Genomic DNA, 14,127 nt, shown 5'->3' with positions numbered 1-14,127 from the left:
GAGGCGAAGCAATGCCAAGGCACCCCATCCACAGCGCGACGATTACCTTGAAACTGCCGTTCGGCATGGAATCCGACAAGGAGATCACCGCCTTGCGCGCCGCGGGCATCCCGGTCGATGCACTCGGCAACGCAGAGCGGGGCTTTCTTTTCGTGCGATTCAGCGACGGCTGGAGAAACCAGGCCAACGTCTTTCGATGGTTCGCCAGCGACCTCGGTCAACGCGTTGGCAATGACGACATCCAGCCTCCGCCCCGGCAGCGCCGGGGGCGCTTTCAGGCGACCCGGCCGCTCGTCAACTAGAACTCCGCGTCGAGCTCGTCGATTTCCTCGGGCTCCTGCTTCGCGGCGGCGACCCATTCCTTCATCGCCGGCAGCTCCATCACGCGCTTGCAGTACGCCGCGCAGGTGCTGTCCAGCGCCACGTCGTAGCTCAGGAAGCGCGTGACCACTGGCGCATACATCGCGTCGGCCATGCCCGGCAGCTTGCCGAATAGATAGGGCCCGCCATAGGCCTTGAGGCATTCGCGCCAGATGGCGACGATGCGGTCGATGTCGGACTGCGCGCGCGACCACACCTTGAAGCTCTTGAAGTGGGCCTTGATGTTCATCGGCAGCGCGCCGCGCATCGAGCTGAAGCCCGAGTGCATCTCGCCGCAAATGGCGCGGCAGTGGGCGCGGGCTGCCACCTCTTCGGGCAGCAGCCCGGCCTTGGGCTTGATCTCGTTCAGGTACTCGCCGATGGCCAGCGTGTCCCACACCTTCACGCTGCCGTGCTGCAGCGAGGGCACAAGCATCGACGACGAGAGCAGCAGCATCTCGGCCTTCATGGCCGGATCGTCGGGCGGGATGATCTTCTCGCTGAAGTCCAGCCCCGCCAGCCTGCACATCAGCCAGCCGCGCAGCGACCATGCGCCGTAGTTCTTGCTGCTGATGGTGAGAACGGGTTTGGCCATCGGGAAGCTCCTTGGTCGTTGCATGCCTTGCGTGCAAGCGCCATGCCACTTGGTTCGCTGCGCACGAACTGGCCCGCAACTTGCCTGCACCCAGGGCATGCTGTACCGGGCCTACCAGAACCAAGCCGACCTCTTTTCGCCCTCGCGGCTCGCGGCGCAATACCTGGGCAAGGCCCTCTGGAAGGACGGCACCGACCGCACCATGATGCGGCGCCTGGCCGCCCAGTTCGAGGTGTTCTCGCGCATGCGGCTGACCCATTCGCGGCCCGCCTACGGCATCGATTCGGTGACGGTCGACGGCACCCAAGTCGTTGTCCATGAAGAGAAAACCCTCACCGCGCCCTTCGGAACGCTGCTGCACTTCCGCAAGGACATCCAGGCCGTGCACCCGCCCGTGCTGCTGGTTGCACCACTCTCGGGCCACTTCGCCACGCTGCTGCGCGAAACCGTGCGCACCCTGCTGCGCGACCACGACGTGTACCTGACCGACTGGCACAACGCGCGCGACGTGCCGCTCTGGCATGGCGGCTTCAGCCTGGACGACTACACGCTGCAGCTCATCCAGTTCCTGGAGGCCATCGGCCCCGGCGGGCACATGGTGGCGGTCTGCCAGCCCTGCGTGGCCGCGCTGGCCGCCACCGCGCTCATGGCCGAAGACGACAACCCCGCCACGCCGCGCAGCCTCACGCTGATGGCGGGGCCGGTCGATTGCCGCATCAACCCGACCGGCGTGAACGTGCTGGCGACCAGCAAGCCCATCGAGTGGTTCCGCCGCAACCTCATCAGCCATGTGCCGTGGCCGCATGCGGGCGCGATGCGGCGCGTGTACCCCGGCTTCCTGCAGCTCTCGGCTTTCATGAGCATGAACCCCGAGCGCCACAAGAAGCAGTTCCAGGACATGTTCCAGCACCTCGTCGAAGGCGATATCGAGAAGGCCCAGACCATCGGCACCTTCTACGACGAGTACCTCGCGGTGAACGACCTGCCGGCCGAGTTCTACCTGGAGACGGTGGAGCGCGTGTTCCAGACCTACGACCTGCCGCGCGGCGTGCTCACCGTAGGCGACCGCACGGTGAACCCCGCCGCGATCCGCCGCACCGCGCTGCTCACTGTGGAAGGCGAGCGCGACGACATCTGCGCGGTCGGCCAGACGGTGGCCGCGCAAGACCTCTGCACCGGCATCCGGCCGTACCTCAAGACGCATCACCTGCAGGCGGGCGTCGGGCACTACGGGGTGTTCAGCGGCAGCAAGTGGAATACGCAGATCTATCCGCGGGTGCGTGAGACGATTCACGCTGCGGCCGAGTTGCACTGATCCTGCGGTTGCGCGCCGGCACAACGCATTTGAGAGCTGGTCACAGCTTGTGACCACCTTGACCTTCTCGGCGGCGTCGAGCTGGGACATGAAATCAGAGGGAAATCAGCGCCGGGCCCGCGTCCCCTTCGTCATCCGCCGCACGGTCACTTCGCCAGCCTGCGGCAGCTTGTCGCGCAGGTACGCGATGAGCTCCTGCGCCACCACATTGCGCATCGGCCCCGGCATATACGCCAGCACCACGCGGCGTTCGATGCGCGGCTTCAGCAGCGGCACGACCACCAGCTCGGGGTCGCGCAGCGACGAGGTGTACAGGCGGGGCATCAGCCCCAGCGCCTGGCCGCTGCGCACCAGCGCATAGAGCGTCTCGGAATAGCTCACGTGGTAGGGCTGTGCGCCTTGCGCGAACTGGGCGCGTGCCGGGTTGCCGAGCGCCGGCATGCTGCCGCTCTCGAACAGCACAAGGCGCTCGCGGCCGATGGCCTCCCAGGTCGCATCGCCGGCCGCCGCCAGCGCATGGTCGCGCCGCACCACCAGCACCAGCGGATCGCGGAACAGGTCGATGCAGGTCAGGCCGCCGGGCGGCTCGGTGATGGCGGCCACCGCCATGTCGAGCTGGCCGCTGCGCAGCTCGGCCAGCAGCGTGGTCGAGGGCGCGTCGCGCCAGGCCAGTTCCACTTCGCGCTGGCCGTTCGCCAGGAACTCGCTCACGGCCGCGGCCACGCGCGCACTGGCCGACGGGATCACGCCCACGCGCACGAAGGCTCGGCCGCGCTGCACCGTGCTCTCGATGTCGCGCAGCGCCACCTCGAAGGTGTTGACCAGGAAGTCGGTGCGCGCCAGCACCTCGGCACCCACCGGCGTGAGTTCGAGGCTGTGGGTGGAGCGGGTCAACAGCTCGGCGCCAAGCAGCTTCTCCATCTGCTTGATGGCGTTGCTGAGCGCGGGCTGGGTGATGGCAAGACGTCGGGCCGCACGGCCGAACTGGCCCTCTTCGACCAGCACCGAGAAGAACTGCAGCTGGCGCATCGTGAGCGCTCGAAGGGGCAAGGCGGCCATGGCGTCTCCGGGGACCGGTGGTTATCGATTCAGTGAATCAAATTATAGAAATTCAAAATTTTCCTTATGGGCTGGCGCTGCCTAGACTGGTCAACATGACCAGCCCCACCCCGCCTGCGTTCACCCTGGAGTCTTTCCTCCGCGCGATCCCCAAGGTCGAGCTGCACTGCCACCTGTTCGGCACGGTGCGCCACCAGACCTTCAAGCAGCTGAACCTGCGCGCCGGCGCGCCGCTCGCGGCCGACGAGATCGGGGGCTTCTACACGCGCGGCGAAAAACCGGTCGGCGTGCTGCGGGTGCTGCGTGCGCTCGACGCCCAGCTGGTGCGCGGCCCCGGCGACCTGTACCAGCTCACGCTCGAATACCTGCAGGATGCAGCCTCGCACAACGTGCGCTACGCGGAGTTCTTCTGGAACCCGACCGGCACGGTGCACGGCTCGGGCATTCCGTATGCGTTGGCGCAGGCCGCGATCGTGCGCGCGATCCAGGACGCGCAGCTGGAGTTCGGCATCACCGGACGGCTCATCGCCGCCATCGACCGCGAGGCCAGCCCCGAGACGGCGGTGGAGATGGTCGAGTGGGTCGTCGCCCACCGCTGCGACGAGGTGATCGGCATCGGCATTGACTACCGCGAGAACGACCGGCCGCCCGAGTTGTTCACCCAAGCCTATGCCGCGGCGAAGAAGGCGGGCCTCAAGACCACCGCGCACGCGGGCGAGTTCGGCATGCCCTGGACCAACGTGCGCACCGCGCTCGACGTGCTGCAGGTGGACCGCATCGACCACGGCTACACGGTGGTCGACCAGCCCGACTTCGCGCGCGAATGCGCAGAGCGCGGCGTGCTCTTCACCGTGGTGCCGACCAACTCGTACTACCTGCGCACGCTGCCGCCCGAGCGCTGGGCGCTGGACCATCCGATCCGCCGCATGCCCGGCCTGGGCCTGCGCATCCATCCCAACACCGACGATCCGACGCTGCACAAGGTCACGCCCACCGGGGCCTGGCTGATGATGGTGCGCGACTTCGGCTTCGGCCTGGACGACCTGCGCGGCTTCATGCACAACGGCCTCGATGGCGCATGGATAGACGACACGCAGCGCCGCGAATGGCGCGCGCAGTGGAGCGAGGCCTTCGACACGCTGCGCGCCCGCCTCGACACCGAACCCACGCCCTCCACCTTCGAATGAACCACGCCATGAACACGCCACGCCGCCTTCTTCTTGCCGCCGCACTTTGCGCTGCATTGCCCACCGCAGCGCTCGCGCAGGCATGGCCCACCGCCAAGCCCATCACGCTGATCGTTCCCTACACGGCCGGCGGCAGCGTGGACGTCAACGCGCGCCTGGTCGCGCAGCGGCTCGGCGAGCGGCTCAAGCAATCGGTGGTGATCGACAACGTGAGCGGCGCGGGCGGCGCCATCGGCGTGGCCAAGGCGGTAAATGCGGCGCCCGACGGCTACACGCTGGTGGTCGGGCCCGACAGCGCGATCGCCATCGGCAAGCTCGTGAACCCCACGGCTTTCCGCTTCGATCCGCTGAAGGACCTGGCACCGGTGGGTCTGCTCAACACGGCGCCGATGGTCCTGGTCGCGCGGCCCGGCCTCGAGGCGCAGACCTTCGCCGATTTCGTGAAGCTCGCCAAGGCCAAGCCGGGCCAGTACAACTACGCCACCTCGGGCGTGGGCACCGTGCTGCAGCTGGCGATGGAGTTGCTGAAGGAACGCAGCGGCATCTTCGTCACGCATGTGCCCTACCGCGGCGGCGCGCAGATCGCCACCGACGTGATCGGCAACCAGGTCGACCTCGCGATGCTGGTGAGCACCAGCGCCATTCCGCATGTGAACGGCAAGCGCCTGAAGGCACTGGGCATCACCAGCAACAAGCGCCTGGCCGCGCTGCCTAGCGTGCCCACCTTCGACGAGATGCCGGGCCTGAAGGGCTTCGACATGGTGAGTTGGACCGGCATCTTCGCGCCCGCGAAAACGCCGCCGGCGGTCGTCGCGCAGATCAACCAGGAACTCAATGCGGTGCTGCAGGAGGAAGGGGTGCGCTCCAAGCTGATGGAGCAAGGCGCGCTGCCGGGGAGCGGCACGCCGGAGGCGTTCGGCAAGTTCGTGCAGGCCGAATACAGCCGCAATCAGAAGATCGTGCAGACAGCCAACATCAAAGAATGATGGCTGCGGCCGGGCCGGCAGGTCAACCGGTCTTGCTCTCGTCTTCGGCCGGCCAGTCGCGGATGTAGGCCTTGAGCATCTTGTTCTCGAAGTTCTGGCTGTCCACCACGGCCTTGGCGACGTCGTAGAAGCTGATCACGCCCATCAGCATGCGCTTGTCCATCACGGGCATGTAGCGCGCGTGGCGCTCCAGCATGATGCGGCGGATTTCGTCGAGATCGGTTTCCAGGGTGCAGGTGACGGGGGCGTCGTCCATGGCCTTGCGCACCAGCGTGGTCCCGACCTGGCCACCATTGGCGACGATGGCCACGATCACTTCGCGGAAGGTGAGCATGCCGACCAGGTCGCCATGTTCCATGACCACCAGGGAGCCGATGTCCTTTTCCGCCATGGTGGTGGCGGCTTCTGCCAGCAGGTCGTCTGGCGTGATGGTGAAGAGCGTGTTGCCCTTGACGCGAAGGATGTCGCTGACTTTCATCGTGTGCTCCTCTGGAGACCTCAATCTCGGCTATCTCGGCGGCGTGCCGTTTTTGAATATAGCCCACAATCGACGCCGACCTGAACGCCCCTGTCGCCCACGCATGCTTTGCAGACGTAACGGGGCATTGCGAGAGACAACAGAAAGGCCCTCATGCCCGGTTATTCCGACCCCGGTTTCGACACCCTCGCGCTGCATGCCGGCGCCTCGCCCGACCCCGCCACCGGCGCGCGGGCGGTGCCGATCCACCTGACCACCTCCTTCGTCTTCGAGTCCAGCGACCATGCGGCCGCGCTCTTCAACCTGGAGCGCGCGGGCCACGTGTATTCGCGCATCAGCAACCCGACCAATGCGGTGCTGGAGCAGCGGGTGTCGGCGCTCGAGGGCGGCATCGGCGCCATCGCCACCGCCAGCGGCCAGGCGGCGCTGCACCTGGCTATCGCCACGCTGATGGGCGCGGGTTCGCACATCGTGGCGAGCACCGCCCTCTATGGCGGCTCGCAGAACCTGCTGCACTACACGATGCGCCGCTTCGGCATAGCGACCACCTTCGTGAAGCCCGGCGACCTCGATGGCTGGCGCGCCGCGGTGCGCCCCGAGACCAAGCTTTTCTTCGGCGAGACCGTGGGGAACCCGGGCCTGGACGTGCTCGACATTCCCGCCGTGAGCGACATCGCGCATGAAGCCGGCGTGCCGCTGCTGGTCGATTCGACGCTCACCTCGCCCTACCTCATCAAGCCCTTCGACTGGGGCGCCGACCTGGTCTACCACTCGGCGACCAAGTTCCTCTCGGGCCACGGCACGGTGATCGGCGGCGTGGTGGTCGATGGCGGCAGTTTCGACTGGGAGAAGTCCGGCAAGTTCGCCGAACTCACGCAGGCCTACGACGGCTTCCACAACATGGTGTTCAGCGAGGAAAGCACCGTTGGCGCCTTCCTCTTGCGTGCGCGGCGCGAAGGCCTGCGCGACTTCGGCGCCTCGATGAGCCCACACACCGCGTGGCTGATCCTGCAGGGCATCGAGACGCTGCCGCTGCGCATGGAGCGGCACATCGACAACACGCAGAAGGTGGTCGAGTTCCTCGCGAGCCATCCGTTCGTCTCGCGCGTGGGGCATCCGCTGATCGAATCGCATCCGAGCCATGCGCTCGCGCAGAAGCTGCTGCGCCACGGCGCCCGCGGCGCCGGCGCGGTGTTCAGCTTCGACATCAAGGGCAGCCGCACGCAGGGCAAGGCCTTCATCGAGGCGCTCAAGCTCTTCAGCCACCTGGCCAACGTGGGCGACTGCCGCAGCCTGGTGATCCACCCGGCCAGCACCACGCACTTCCGCATGACCGACGAAGCACTTGCGGGCGCAGGCATTTCGCAAGGAACGATCCGCCTCTCGATCGGCCTGGAAGACCCGGCCGACCTGATTGACGACCTCAAGCGCGCGCTGAAGGCCGCGGAAAAGGCAGGTGCCTGACATGCACTACACCGTCAATGGCCACAGCACCTACTGCTACACCGGCGGCAAGCCCTTCGATGCGGCCAAGCCGAGCGTGGTGTTCATCCACGGCGTGCTCAACGACCACAGCGTGTGGATCCTGCAGAGCCGCTGGTTCGCCAACCACGGATGGAACGTGCTGGCGGTCGACCTGCCCGGGCACTGCAAGAGCGAAGGCTTCCCACCGGCGAGCGTGGAAGAGGCGGCGCAGTTCGTCATCGCGCTGCTCGACGCAGCAGGCATCGAGAAGGCCGCGCTGATCGGCCACAGCTTCGGCTCGCTGATCGCGCTCGAAGCGACCGCGCGCGCGCCCGATCGCGTGACGCACCTGGCGCTGGTCGGCACGGCCTATCCGATGGTGGTGTCGCCCGCGCTGCTCGACGGCGCGCTCAACGACCCGCAACGCGCCATCGCGATGGTGAACACCTTCTCGCATTCGCTGCTCGCACCACCGCCCTCGTCGCTGGGCCCCGGCACCTGGCTCTATGGCAGCTCGCGCGCGCTCATGCGCCGCGTGCTCGCGAGCAACCGCGAACACAACGTGTTCCATATCGGCTTCAAGGCCTGCAACGACTATGCAAATGGCGAGGCCGCGATGGAAGCGGTGCAGTGCCCGGTGCTGTTCCTGCTCGGCGATGCCGACCAGATGACGCCGGCGCGTGCCACCAAGACGCTGGTCGGCAAGGCGCGCAATGCGAAGGTGGTAACCGTGCGTGCCGGTCATGCGCTGATGAGCGAGGCGCCGGACGAGACGCTGTTCGCGCTGCGCGACTTCCTGAGCGCGCCAGCGGCCTGAACAGGCAAGCTATTCGTTCGCGGCGATCCCCGCGCGATGCGCCAACGCGCGGTACCGCGGGATCTCCCTCTCGATCTGCGCCATGAAGGCGGCCGCGCCGACCATCGTCGGCTCGATGCCCTGCGCGCGCAGTTGCACCTGCAATGCGGGGCTGCCCAGCGTTTCCGATATGGCGCGTGTCAGCCTCGCGAGCACGGACGCCGGCGTGTGCGCCGGTGCGGCAAAGCCATACCAGGCGTCGAAGCTCGCCTCGGGCAAGCCCTGCTCCGCCAGCGTGCGCACACCGGGCAACAGGCTGGATCGCGCGGCGCCCACGATGCCCAGCGCGCGCACCTTGCCGCTGCGCGCGTGCGGGGCAACCGAGGCCACCGTGTCGATGCCCAGGTCGACCTCCCCGCCAATGACCGCCACCATCGCTTGGCTGCTGCCCCGGTATGCAATGTCCTGCAGCCGGATGCCTGCAGCCAGCGCGAACAGTTCGCCTGTGAGGTGCGAGCCCGACGCATTGCCGAACGTGGCGTAGCGGATCTGCCCGGGAAGCGCCCTGGCCGCACCGATCAGCGCGGGCAGCGAGTGCCACGGTGTGGTGCCGCCCGCAAAAAGCACCAGCGGCACCCGCGCGACGATGGCAATGGGCGACAGGTCGCGCGACGGGTTGTAGGCGCGCGCCGCGCGCAACGCCGGATTCACGCTGTAGCTGGTGGAACCCGCGAGCAGCAGCGTGTAGCCGTCGGGCCTGGCGCGGGCCACGATCCCGGTGCCGATGAGCGTGGAGGCGCCAGGCTTGTTGTCGATCACGACGGGCCGGCCCAGGTGCTGCGACAGGGCCTGGCCGATCATCCGCGCCACGATGTCGGTGCCGCCGCCGACTGCAAAGGGGACGACAAGGCGGATCGGCCTCTGCGGCCAGGCGCCCTGTGCTGTCGCTGCTCGATGCACCGCCAGCGCCGCGCCCGAGGCTCCGCAAAGAAGCAGGCGGCGCGAGATGCCGGGAAAGGTCTGCTTCATCGCGCGCACGGGCAAGGAGAAACGCAGGGCCGCTGCCGCGTGTCGCGAGAGTCGGTCAACGCAAGGCGTTGATGTCCGCCGGATCGAGCAGCACCTTCGGCGCGCCGCCGCGGGCCACGGCCAGCATGGCCAGGCCGATCTGCTCGGAAGTGGTCACCTTGTCGGGCCAGAACCGGTAGGCCAGGCTGAGCAGCGGCGAGATCACCGTGTAGACGCCGTGGTACAGCGGCGTCTTGGAACGCGCGCCATGCAGCGGCTGGATGATGCCAGGGCGGAACATGCAGGCCGCCTTGAACGGCAGGCGCAGCAGGGCGTTTTCGGTCGCGCCCTTCACCCTTGCCCACATGCTGCTGCCGCGCTCGCTGCTGTCGGTGCCGGAGCCCGTCACGTAGGTGAAGGTCATGCCCGGGTTGAGCCGCGCGAGCACGGTGGCCGCGGCCATCGTGAGGTCGTAGGTGACGCGGCGGTAGTCGTCTTCCTTCATGCCGACCGACGACACGCCCAGGCAGAAGAAGCAGGCGTCGAAGCCCTGCAGTTGCGGCTCGACGGCGGAATAGTCGTACATGTCCTTCACGACCAGATCCCGCAGCTTGGGATGCTGCTGCCCGGTGGCATTGCGCCCGACCGCGACGACGCGTTCCACGTCGGCGGCCAGCAGGCACTCGCGCAGCACGCCCTGCCCCACCATGCCGGTGGCGCCGAAGATCAGGATGTTCATGGGAGGAAGGGTCCGGTCAAACCGAGAACGTCGCCGGCTTCTTGTTCAGCACGGCAAGCAGCAGATCGACATCCAGGCTCGAAGGCTGCGGCGGCTGCAAGGCGCCGAGCATGCGCGACAGCGTTTCGGCGTGCGGCAGCAGCGGACCCAGGAAGCGGGTGCCGTCGGCACCGGCGACCAGCAGCGTGGGGAAGGTCTCGACATCGAAGCCATCGGCGATGTCGGCGTGGTCCTCGATGTCGACCCAGCCGAAGCGCAGCTGCGGATGTGCGCACGCCACCTGCTCGAACAGCGGCCGGTAGTCGCGGCAGGTGCCGCACCATTCGGCGCACAGGCACACGACCCACAGCGCATCGCTGGCCGGATCGGCGGAATCGGTGGCGGTGGGCAGGGCGCTCAAGGCTGATGCGGTGGTGGTGTGAATACGGAGCCGGGGTGGTGCGGCCGGAAGGTCGTCGCTATTATGGACAAGGCGCCTCCAGCGCACAGGAGACTCGCACAATGAACACCACGACTGCCCCGGAATCTGCCGTCGATCCGCGCCGTTTCAAGAGCTTCGCGGAGTTCTACCCCTTCTACCTGACCGAGCACGCCAACCGCACCTGCCGCCGCCTGCACTTCGCAGGATCGACGCTGTCGCTGCTGTGCCTGGTGGCGCTGCTGGTCACGCTCAACCCCTGGTGGCTGCTGGCGGGAGTGCTGGTGGGCTATGCCTTCGCCTGGGTCGGGCACTTCGGCTTCGAGAAGAACAAGCCGGCTTCCTTCAGGCGCCCGCTCTATTCCTTCATGGGCGACTGGGCGATGTACCGCGACATCTGGCTGGGCAAGGTCAGGATCTGACCGGCTGCCCGATCAGATCAACAGCACGTCGCCGAGGCGAAGCGAGCGCAGCGGGCCCTTCTGCCAGAGGTCTTCGAGCGGCTCGGCCTGTGGCATCAGCAGCTCTTTGAGCAGCGGCTCGATGGGCGTCGATGGGTCCGCAAGCAGCACGTAGCGCGGGTCCGCATTGGCCGGCTCTTCGGCCAGCGGCGCAATCCAGTCGAGCGCCACCAGCGTTTCGATCACGGGTGTGAGCTGCAGCGTATCGACGCGCATGCGCGTTACCAGTTCGGTCGCTCCCATGCCCTTGGCCGGCGCGGCCTGCGCGCGCGCCAGGTGCTGCAGCACTTCCATCGCCAGTTGCAGCGGCCAGCCCGCCGCGCCGCCGCGGCGCGCCACGCCGGTGAGCAGGCTCGGCAGGTAGGCCGCGATGACCGCGCCGAGCAGCACGATCACCCATGCCACGTAGATCCACACCAGCAGGATCGGAAAGGTGGCGAAGGCGCCATAGAGCACCGAATAGGTCGGCACCAGGCTCAGGTAGTAGCCCAGCACGCGCTTGGCGATCTCGATGGCGGCCGCCACGAAGATGCCGCCGGCCCAGGCATGCGACCAGCGCACGTTGGTGTTCGGCACGTAGTGGTAGAGCGCGGCCATGCCGGCGCCCAGCAGCAGGAATTCGAGGCTGTCGAAGGCCAGCTTCACGATGGCGCCGCCCACCACGTCGCGCGAGGCCGCGAACACATACGAGGTGGTCGACAGGCTCACCGCCAGGATCAGCGGCCCGAGCGTGATGGTGGCCCAGTAGATGAGCACCCGCTGCGCGAACGGCCGCGGCGTTCGCACGCGCCAGATGTTGTTCAGCGTCTTGTCGATGGTGAGGATCAGCGCGATGGCGGTGATCAGCAGCACGATCAGGCCTGCGATGCCCAGGCCGCTGGCCTTGCTCGCGAACTGGTTCAGGTAGCCGAGCACCTGGCGCGCGATGTTCTCGGGAATCAGGCTCTCGATGAGCCAGCGCTGCAGTCGGCCCTGCATCTTCGCGAACATCGGGAACACGGTGAAGAGCGCCAGTGCCACCGTGAAGAACGGGACCATCGCGATGGTCGTTGTGAAGGTCAAGCTGCTGGCCGTGAGGCCCAACCGATCCTCGCGAAAACGCTCGCCCAATACCGCTGCCGTGTTGCGCCACGGAAAACGCGAAAGATCCCTCCAAAGCTGCCGACGATTCATGGCCGGTATCATAGGATCTGAACTCTCCCCCAGTCTCCGCGCACTTCGTGTCGCTGCGCCAACCCCCTTCCGGGGGCAACACCAGCGGCCCGGCGAAGCCGGTTCCGCGGTGTCCGCCCATGCAACCCAACTCGCCGCTCCCGCCCTCTTCCGTCCGCGCCACCCGATGGCTTGCCGTGGGCAGCCTCGTCGGCCTGATCGTGCTGGGCCTGGCCTGGGAGCTGTGGCTTGCGCCGCTGCGTCCCGGTGGTTCGCTGCTGGCGCTCAAGGTGCTGCCGCTCGTGATTCCGCTCGCGGGGCTCTACAAGAACCGCATGTACACCTACCGCTGGGTCAGCCTGATGATCTGGCTCTATTTCACCGAGGGCGTGGTGCGCGCCTGGAGCGACACCAACGGCGTGGGGCAGGTGCTCGCGCTCGTCGAGGTGCTGCTGTGCCTGGTGCTCTTCGCGGCCTGCGCGTGGCATGTGCGCCTTCGCCTGCGTCACGCCAAGACCGCCGCTGCTGCCCGTCAACTGGAGGCTTCCGCCCAATGACTTCTTCTTCCACTGCATTGATCGACCAGCTGCGCGCCATCGTCGGCGCACAGCATGTGCTCAACGAGGGCGACCTCACGGCCTACGAGCAGGACTGGCGCAAGCGCGCGCGCGGCAAGTCGCTCGCCGTGGTGCGGCCGGCCAATGCGCAGCAGGTGGCCGACGTGGTCAAGGCCTGCGCCGCGGCCGGCACGGCCATCGTGCCGCAGGGCGGCAATACAGGCCTGGCGGTCGGCTCCATTCCCGACGACAGCGGCACGCAGGTGGTGCTGAGCCTGCAGCGGCTCAACGCGATCCGCACCTTCGATGCCGCCAACCTCACGATGACCGTGGAGGCCGGCTGCATCCTGCAGACGCTGCAGGAGGCTGCGGAGAAAAAGGGCTACCTGTTCCCGCTGAGCCTGGCGGCCGAAGGCAGCTGCACCATCGGCGGCAACCTGGCGACCAACGCGGGCGGCACGCAGGTGGTTCGCTACGGCAACACGCGCGACCTGTGCCTGGGCCTGGAAGTGGTCACGCCGCAGGGCGAGATCTGGGAGGGCACGAGCGGCCTTCGCAAGGACAACACCGGCTACGACCTGCGCGACCTCTTCGTCGGCAGCGAAGGCACGCTGGGCATCATCACCGCCGCGACCATGAAGCTCTATCCGCTGCCGGCCGCGCAGCTCACGGCCTGGGCCGCGGTGCCATCGCTCGATCATGCGGTCACCCTGCTGGGCCTCGCGCACAAGCACCTGGGTTCGGGACTCACCGGTTTCGAGGTGATGGGCAAGTTCGCGCTCAGCCTGGTCGACAAGCACATGCCGCAGCTGCGCGTGCCCTTCATCGCCGACGAAGCCGTGCCCTACTGCGTGCTGCTGGAGAACTCCGACAGCGAATCCGAAGACCATGCGCGCGCACGCTTCGAAGCGCTGCTGGAGACCGCCTTCGAGGACGGCTGCGTCACCGACGCGGTGGTGGCCGAGAACCTCACCCAGGCGCACCAGCTCTGGCACATCCGCGAGAGCATTCCGCTCGCGCAGGCCGAGGAAGGCCTGAACATCAAGCACGACATCTCGATTCCGGTGTCGCGCATCCCCGCGTTCGTGGCCGAGACCGATGCGCTGCTGCAGCGCGAAATCGCCGGCGTGCGGCTCGTGAATTTCGGGCATCTGGGCGACGGCAACCTGCACTACAACGTGCAGGCGCCGGAGAACATCGACACCAAGGCGTTTTTGAAGAACGAGGAAGACCGCATCAACACGCTGGTGTACGACGCGGTCGAGAAGTTCGGCGGCTCGTTCTCGGCCGAGCATGGCGTGGGCTCGCTCAAGGTCGACAAGCTCGAGAAACACAAGTCGCCGGTGGCGCTGGAGATGATGCGGGCGATCAAGCGCGGGCTGGATCCGAAGAACACGCTGAACCCGGGCCGCGTGATCCGGGTCTAGGTTTTGGTTTTCCTCCCTCCCCTCCCGGGGGAGGGCCGGGGTGGGGGCACGCGGCGTATCCATTGGGCGCTCTGCCTGCCCCCATCCCAGCCTTCCCCCAGAGGGGGAAAGAGCAAGACAGCCCA

At 67.3% G+C, this 14,127-nt stretch carries 16 protein-coding genes; 9 read left to right on the top strand and 7 right to left on the bottom strand.

What is annotated here, in order from left to right:
• Positions 1–11: 11 nt before the first annotated feature.
• A complete protein-coding gene (locus M2282_RS15575) occupies positions 12–302 on the top strand; it encodes a hypothetical protein (RefSeq protein WP_280809695.1) in 291 nt (96 codons plus the stop codon).
• Here the strand turns inward: M2282_RS15575 and M2282_RS15570 are convergent.
• Positions 299–955 carry a glutathione S-transferase gene (locus tag M2282_RS15570; protein ID WP_280809694.1) on the bottom strand — a complete coding sequence of 219 codons (657 nt, stop codon included), beginning with the start codon at positions 953–955 and terminating at the stop codon, positions 299–301. The two genes, M2282_RS15575 and M2282_RS15570, sit on opposite strands and share 4 nt — an antisense overlap.
• A gap of 97 nt (positions 956–1,052) precedes the next feature.
• On the opposite strand from M2282_RS15570, the gene M2282_RS15565 reads away from it, so the two are divergent.
• Positions 1,053–2,270, top strand: a complete 1,218-nt coding sequence (locus tag M2282_RS15565; protein WP_280809693.1) for a polyhydroxyalkanoate depolymerase — start codon at positions 1,053–1,055, stop codon at positions 2,268–2,270.
• A 105-nt stretch (positions 2,271–2,375) separates the two neighbouring features.
• On the opposite strand, the gene M2282_RS15560 is transcribed toward M2282_RS15565, so the two are convergent.
• Positions 2,376–3,329: a LysR family transcriptional regulator gene (locus M2282_RS15560; RefSeq protein ID WP_280809692.1), complete on the bottom strand. Its 954-nt coding sequence runs from the start codon at positions 3,327–3,329 to the stop codon at positions 2,376–2,378.
• A gap of 95 nt (positions 3,330–3,424) precedes the next feature.
• Here M2282_RS15560 and M2282_RS15555 point away from each other — a divergent pair, with 95 nt between their 5' ends.
• Both M2282_RS15555 and M2282_RS15550 read left to right on the top strand, forming a co-directional pair.
• Positions 3,425–4,516 (top strand): adenosine deaminase family protein, encoded by a 1,092-nt coding sequence (locus M2282_RS15555; protein ID WP_280809691.1) that lies wholly within the window; start codon positions 3,425–3,427, stop codon positions 4,514–4,516.
• 8 nt (positions 4,517–4,524) lie between these two features.
• A complete protein-coding gene (locus M2282_RS15550; protein ID WP_280809690.1) occupies positions 4,525–5,502 on the top strand; it encodes a Bug family tripartite tricarboxylate transporter substrate binding protein in 978 nt (325 codons plus the stop codon).
• Positions 5,503–5,524: 22 nt separating this feature from the next.
• Here the strand turns inward: M2282_RS15550 and M2282_RS15545 are convergent, their stop codons facing one another.
• Positions 5,525–5,980, bottom strand: coding sequence for a CBS domain-containing protein (locus M2282_RS15545; RefSeq protein ID WP_280809689.1), 456 nt, complete (start codon positions 5,978–5,980; stop codon positions 5,525–5,527).
• Positions 5,981–6,133: 153 nt separating this feature from the next.
• Here M2282_RS15545 and M2282_RS15540 point away from each other — a divergent pair, with 153 nt between their 5' ends.
• Both M2282_RS15540 and M2282_RS15535 read left to right on the top strand, forming a co-directional pair.
• Positions 6,134–7,444 (top strand): O-acetylhomoserine aminocarboxypropyltransferase, encoded by a 1,311-nt coding sequence (locus M2282_RS15540; RefSeq protein WP_280809688.1) that lies wholly within the window; start codon positions 6,134–6,136, stop codon positions 7,442–7,444.
• A 1-nt stretch (position 7,445) separates the two neighbouring features.
• Complete coding sequence (locus M2282_RS15535; RefSeq protein WP_280809687.1) at positions 7,446–8,261, top strand: alpha/beta fold hydrolase; 816 nt, start codon at positions 7,446–7,448, stop codon at positions 8,259–8,261.
• A gap of 9 nt (positions 8,262–8,270) precedes the next feature.
• On the opposite strand, the gene M2282_RS15530 is transcribed toward M2282_RS15535, so the two are convergent.
• Genes M2282_RS15530 through M2282_RS15520 form a run of 3 tightly spaced genes read right to left on the bottom strand, consistent with a single transcriptional unit; the run spans position 8,271 to position 10,387 of the window.
• Positions 8,271–9,269, bottom strand: coding sequence for a Bug family tripartite tricarboxylate transporter substrate binding protein (locus tag M2282_RS15530; RefSeq protein WP_280809686.1), 999 nt, complete (start codon positions 9,267–9,269; stop codon positions 8,271–8,273).
• A gap of 55 nt (positions 9,270–9,324) precedes the next feature.
• Complete coding sequence (locus M2282_RS15525) at positions 9,325–9,987, bottom strand: NAD-dependent epimerase/dehydratase family protein (protein ID WP_280809685.1); 663 nt, start codon at positions 9,985–9,987, stop codon at positions 9,325–9,327.
• Between the two features lie 16 nt (positions 9,988–10,003).
• The gene (locus M2282_RS15520) at positions 10,004–10,387 is read right to left on the bottom strand and encodes a thioredoxin family protein (protein WP_280809684.1); all 384 of its coding nucleotides are present in this window, start codon (positions 10,385–10,387) and stop codon (positions 10,004–10,006) included.
• Between the two features lie 101 nt (positions 10,388–10,488).
• Here M2282_RS15520 and M2282_RS15515 point away from each other — a divergent pair, with 101 nt between their 5' ends.
• Positions 10,489–10,827 (top strand): Mpo1-like protein, encoded by a 339-nt coding sequence (locus tag M2282_RS15515; protein WP_280809683.1) that lies wholly within the window; start codon positions 10,489–10,491, stop codon positions 10,825–10,827.
• Between the two features lie 12 nt (positions 10,828–10,839).
• On the opposite strand, the gene M2282_RS15510 is transcribed toward M2282_RS15515, so the two are convergent.
• Entirely contained in the window at positions 10,840–12,051 is a 1,212-nt protein-coding gene (locus tag M2282_RS15510; RefSeq protein WP_280809682.1) for a YihY family inner membrane protein, read from the bottom strand.
• A gap of 107 nt (positions 12,052–12,158) precedes the next feature.
• Between M2282_RS15510 and M2282_RS15505 the strand changes: the two genes are divergently transcribed.
• A complete protein-coding gene (locus M2282_RS15505) occupies positions 12,159–12,575 on the top strand; it encodes a DUF2069 domain-containing protein (RefSeq protein ID WP_280809681.1) in 417 nt (138 codons plus the stop codon).
• Entirely contained in the window at positions 12,572–14,002 is a 1,431-nt protein-coding gene (locus tag M2282_RS15500) for an FAD-binding oxidoreductase (RefSeq protein WP_280809680.1), read from the top strand. Before M2282_RS15505 ends, M2282_RS15500 begins: the two co-directional genes overlap by 4 nt.
• The last annotated feature ends 125 nt before the right edge of the window (positions 14,003–14,127 follow it).

The organism is Variovorax boronicumulans (assembly GCF_029892485.1).
Classification (GTDB): Bacteria; Pseudomonadota; Gammaproteobacteria; order Burkholderiales; family Burkholderiaceae_C; genus Variovorax; species Variovorax boronicumulans_B.
The sequence above is the reverse complement of the archived record's forward strand: the minus strand, read 5'-3'. Positions and strand labels throughout refer to the sequence as shown.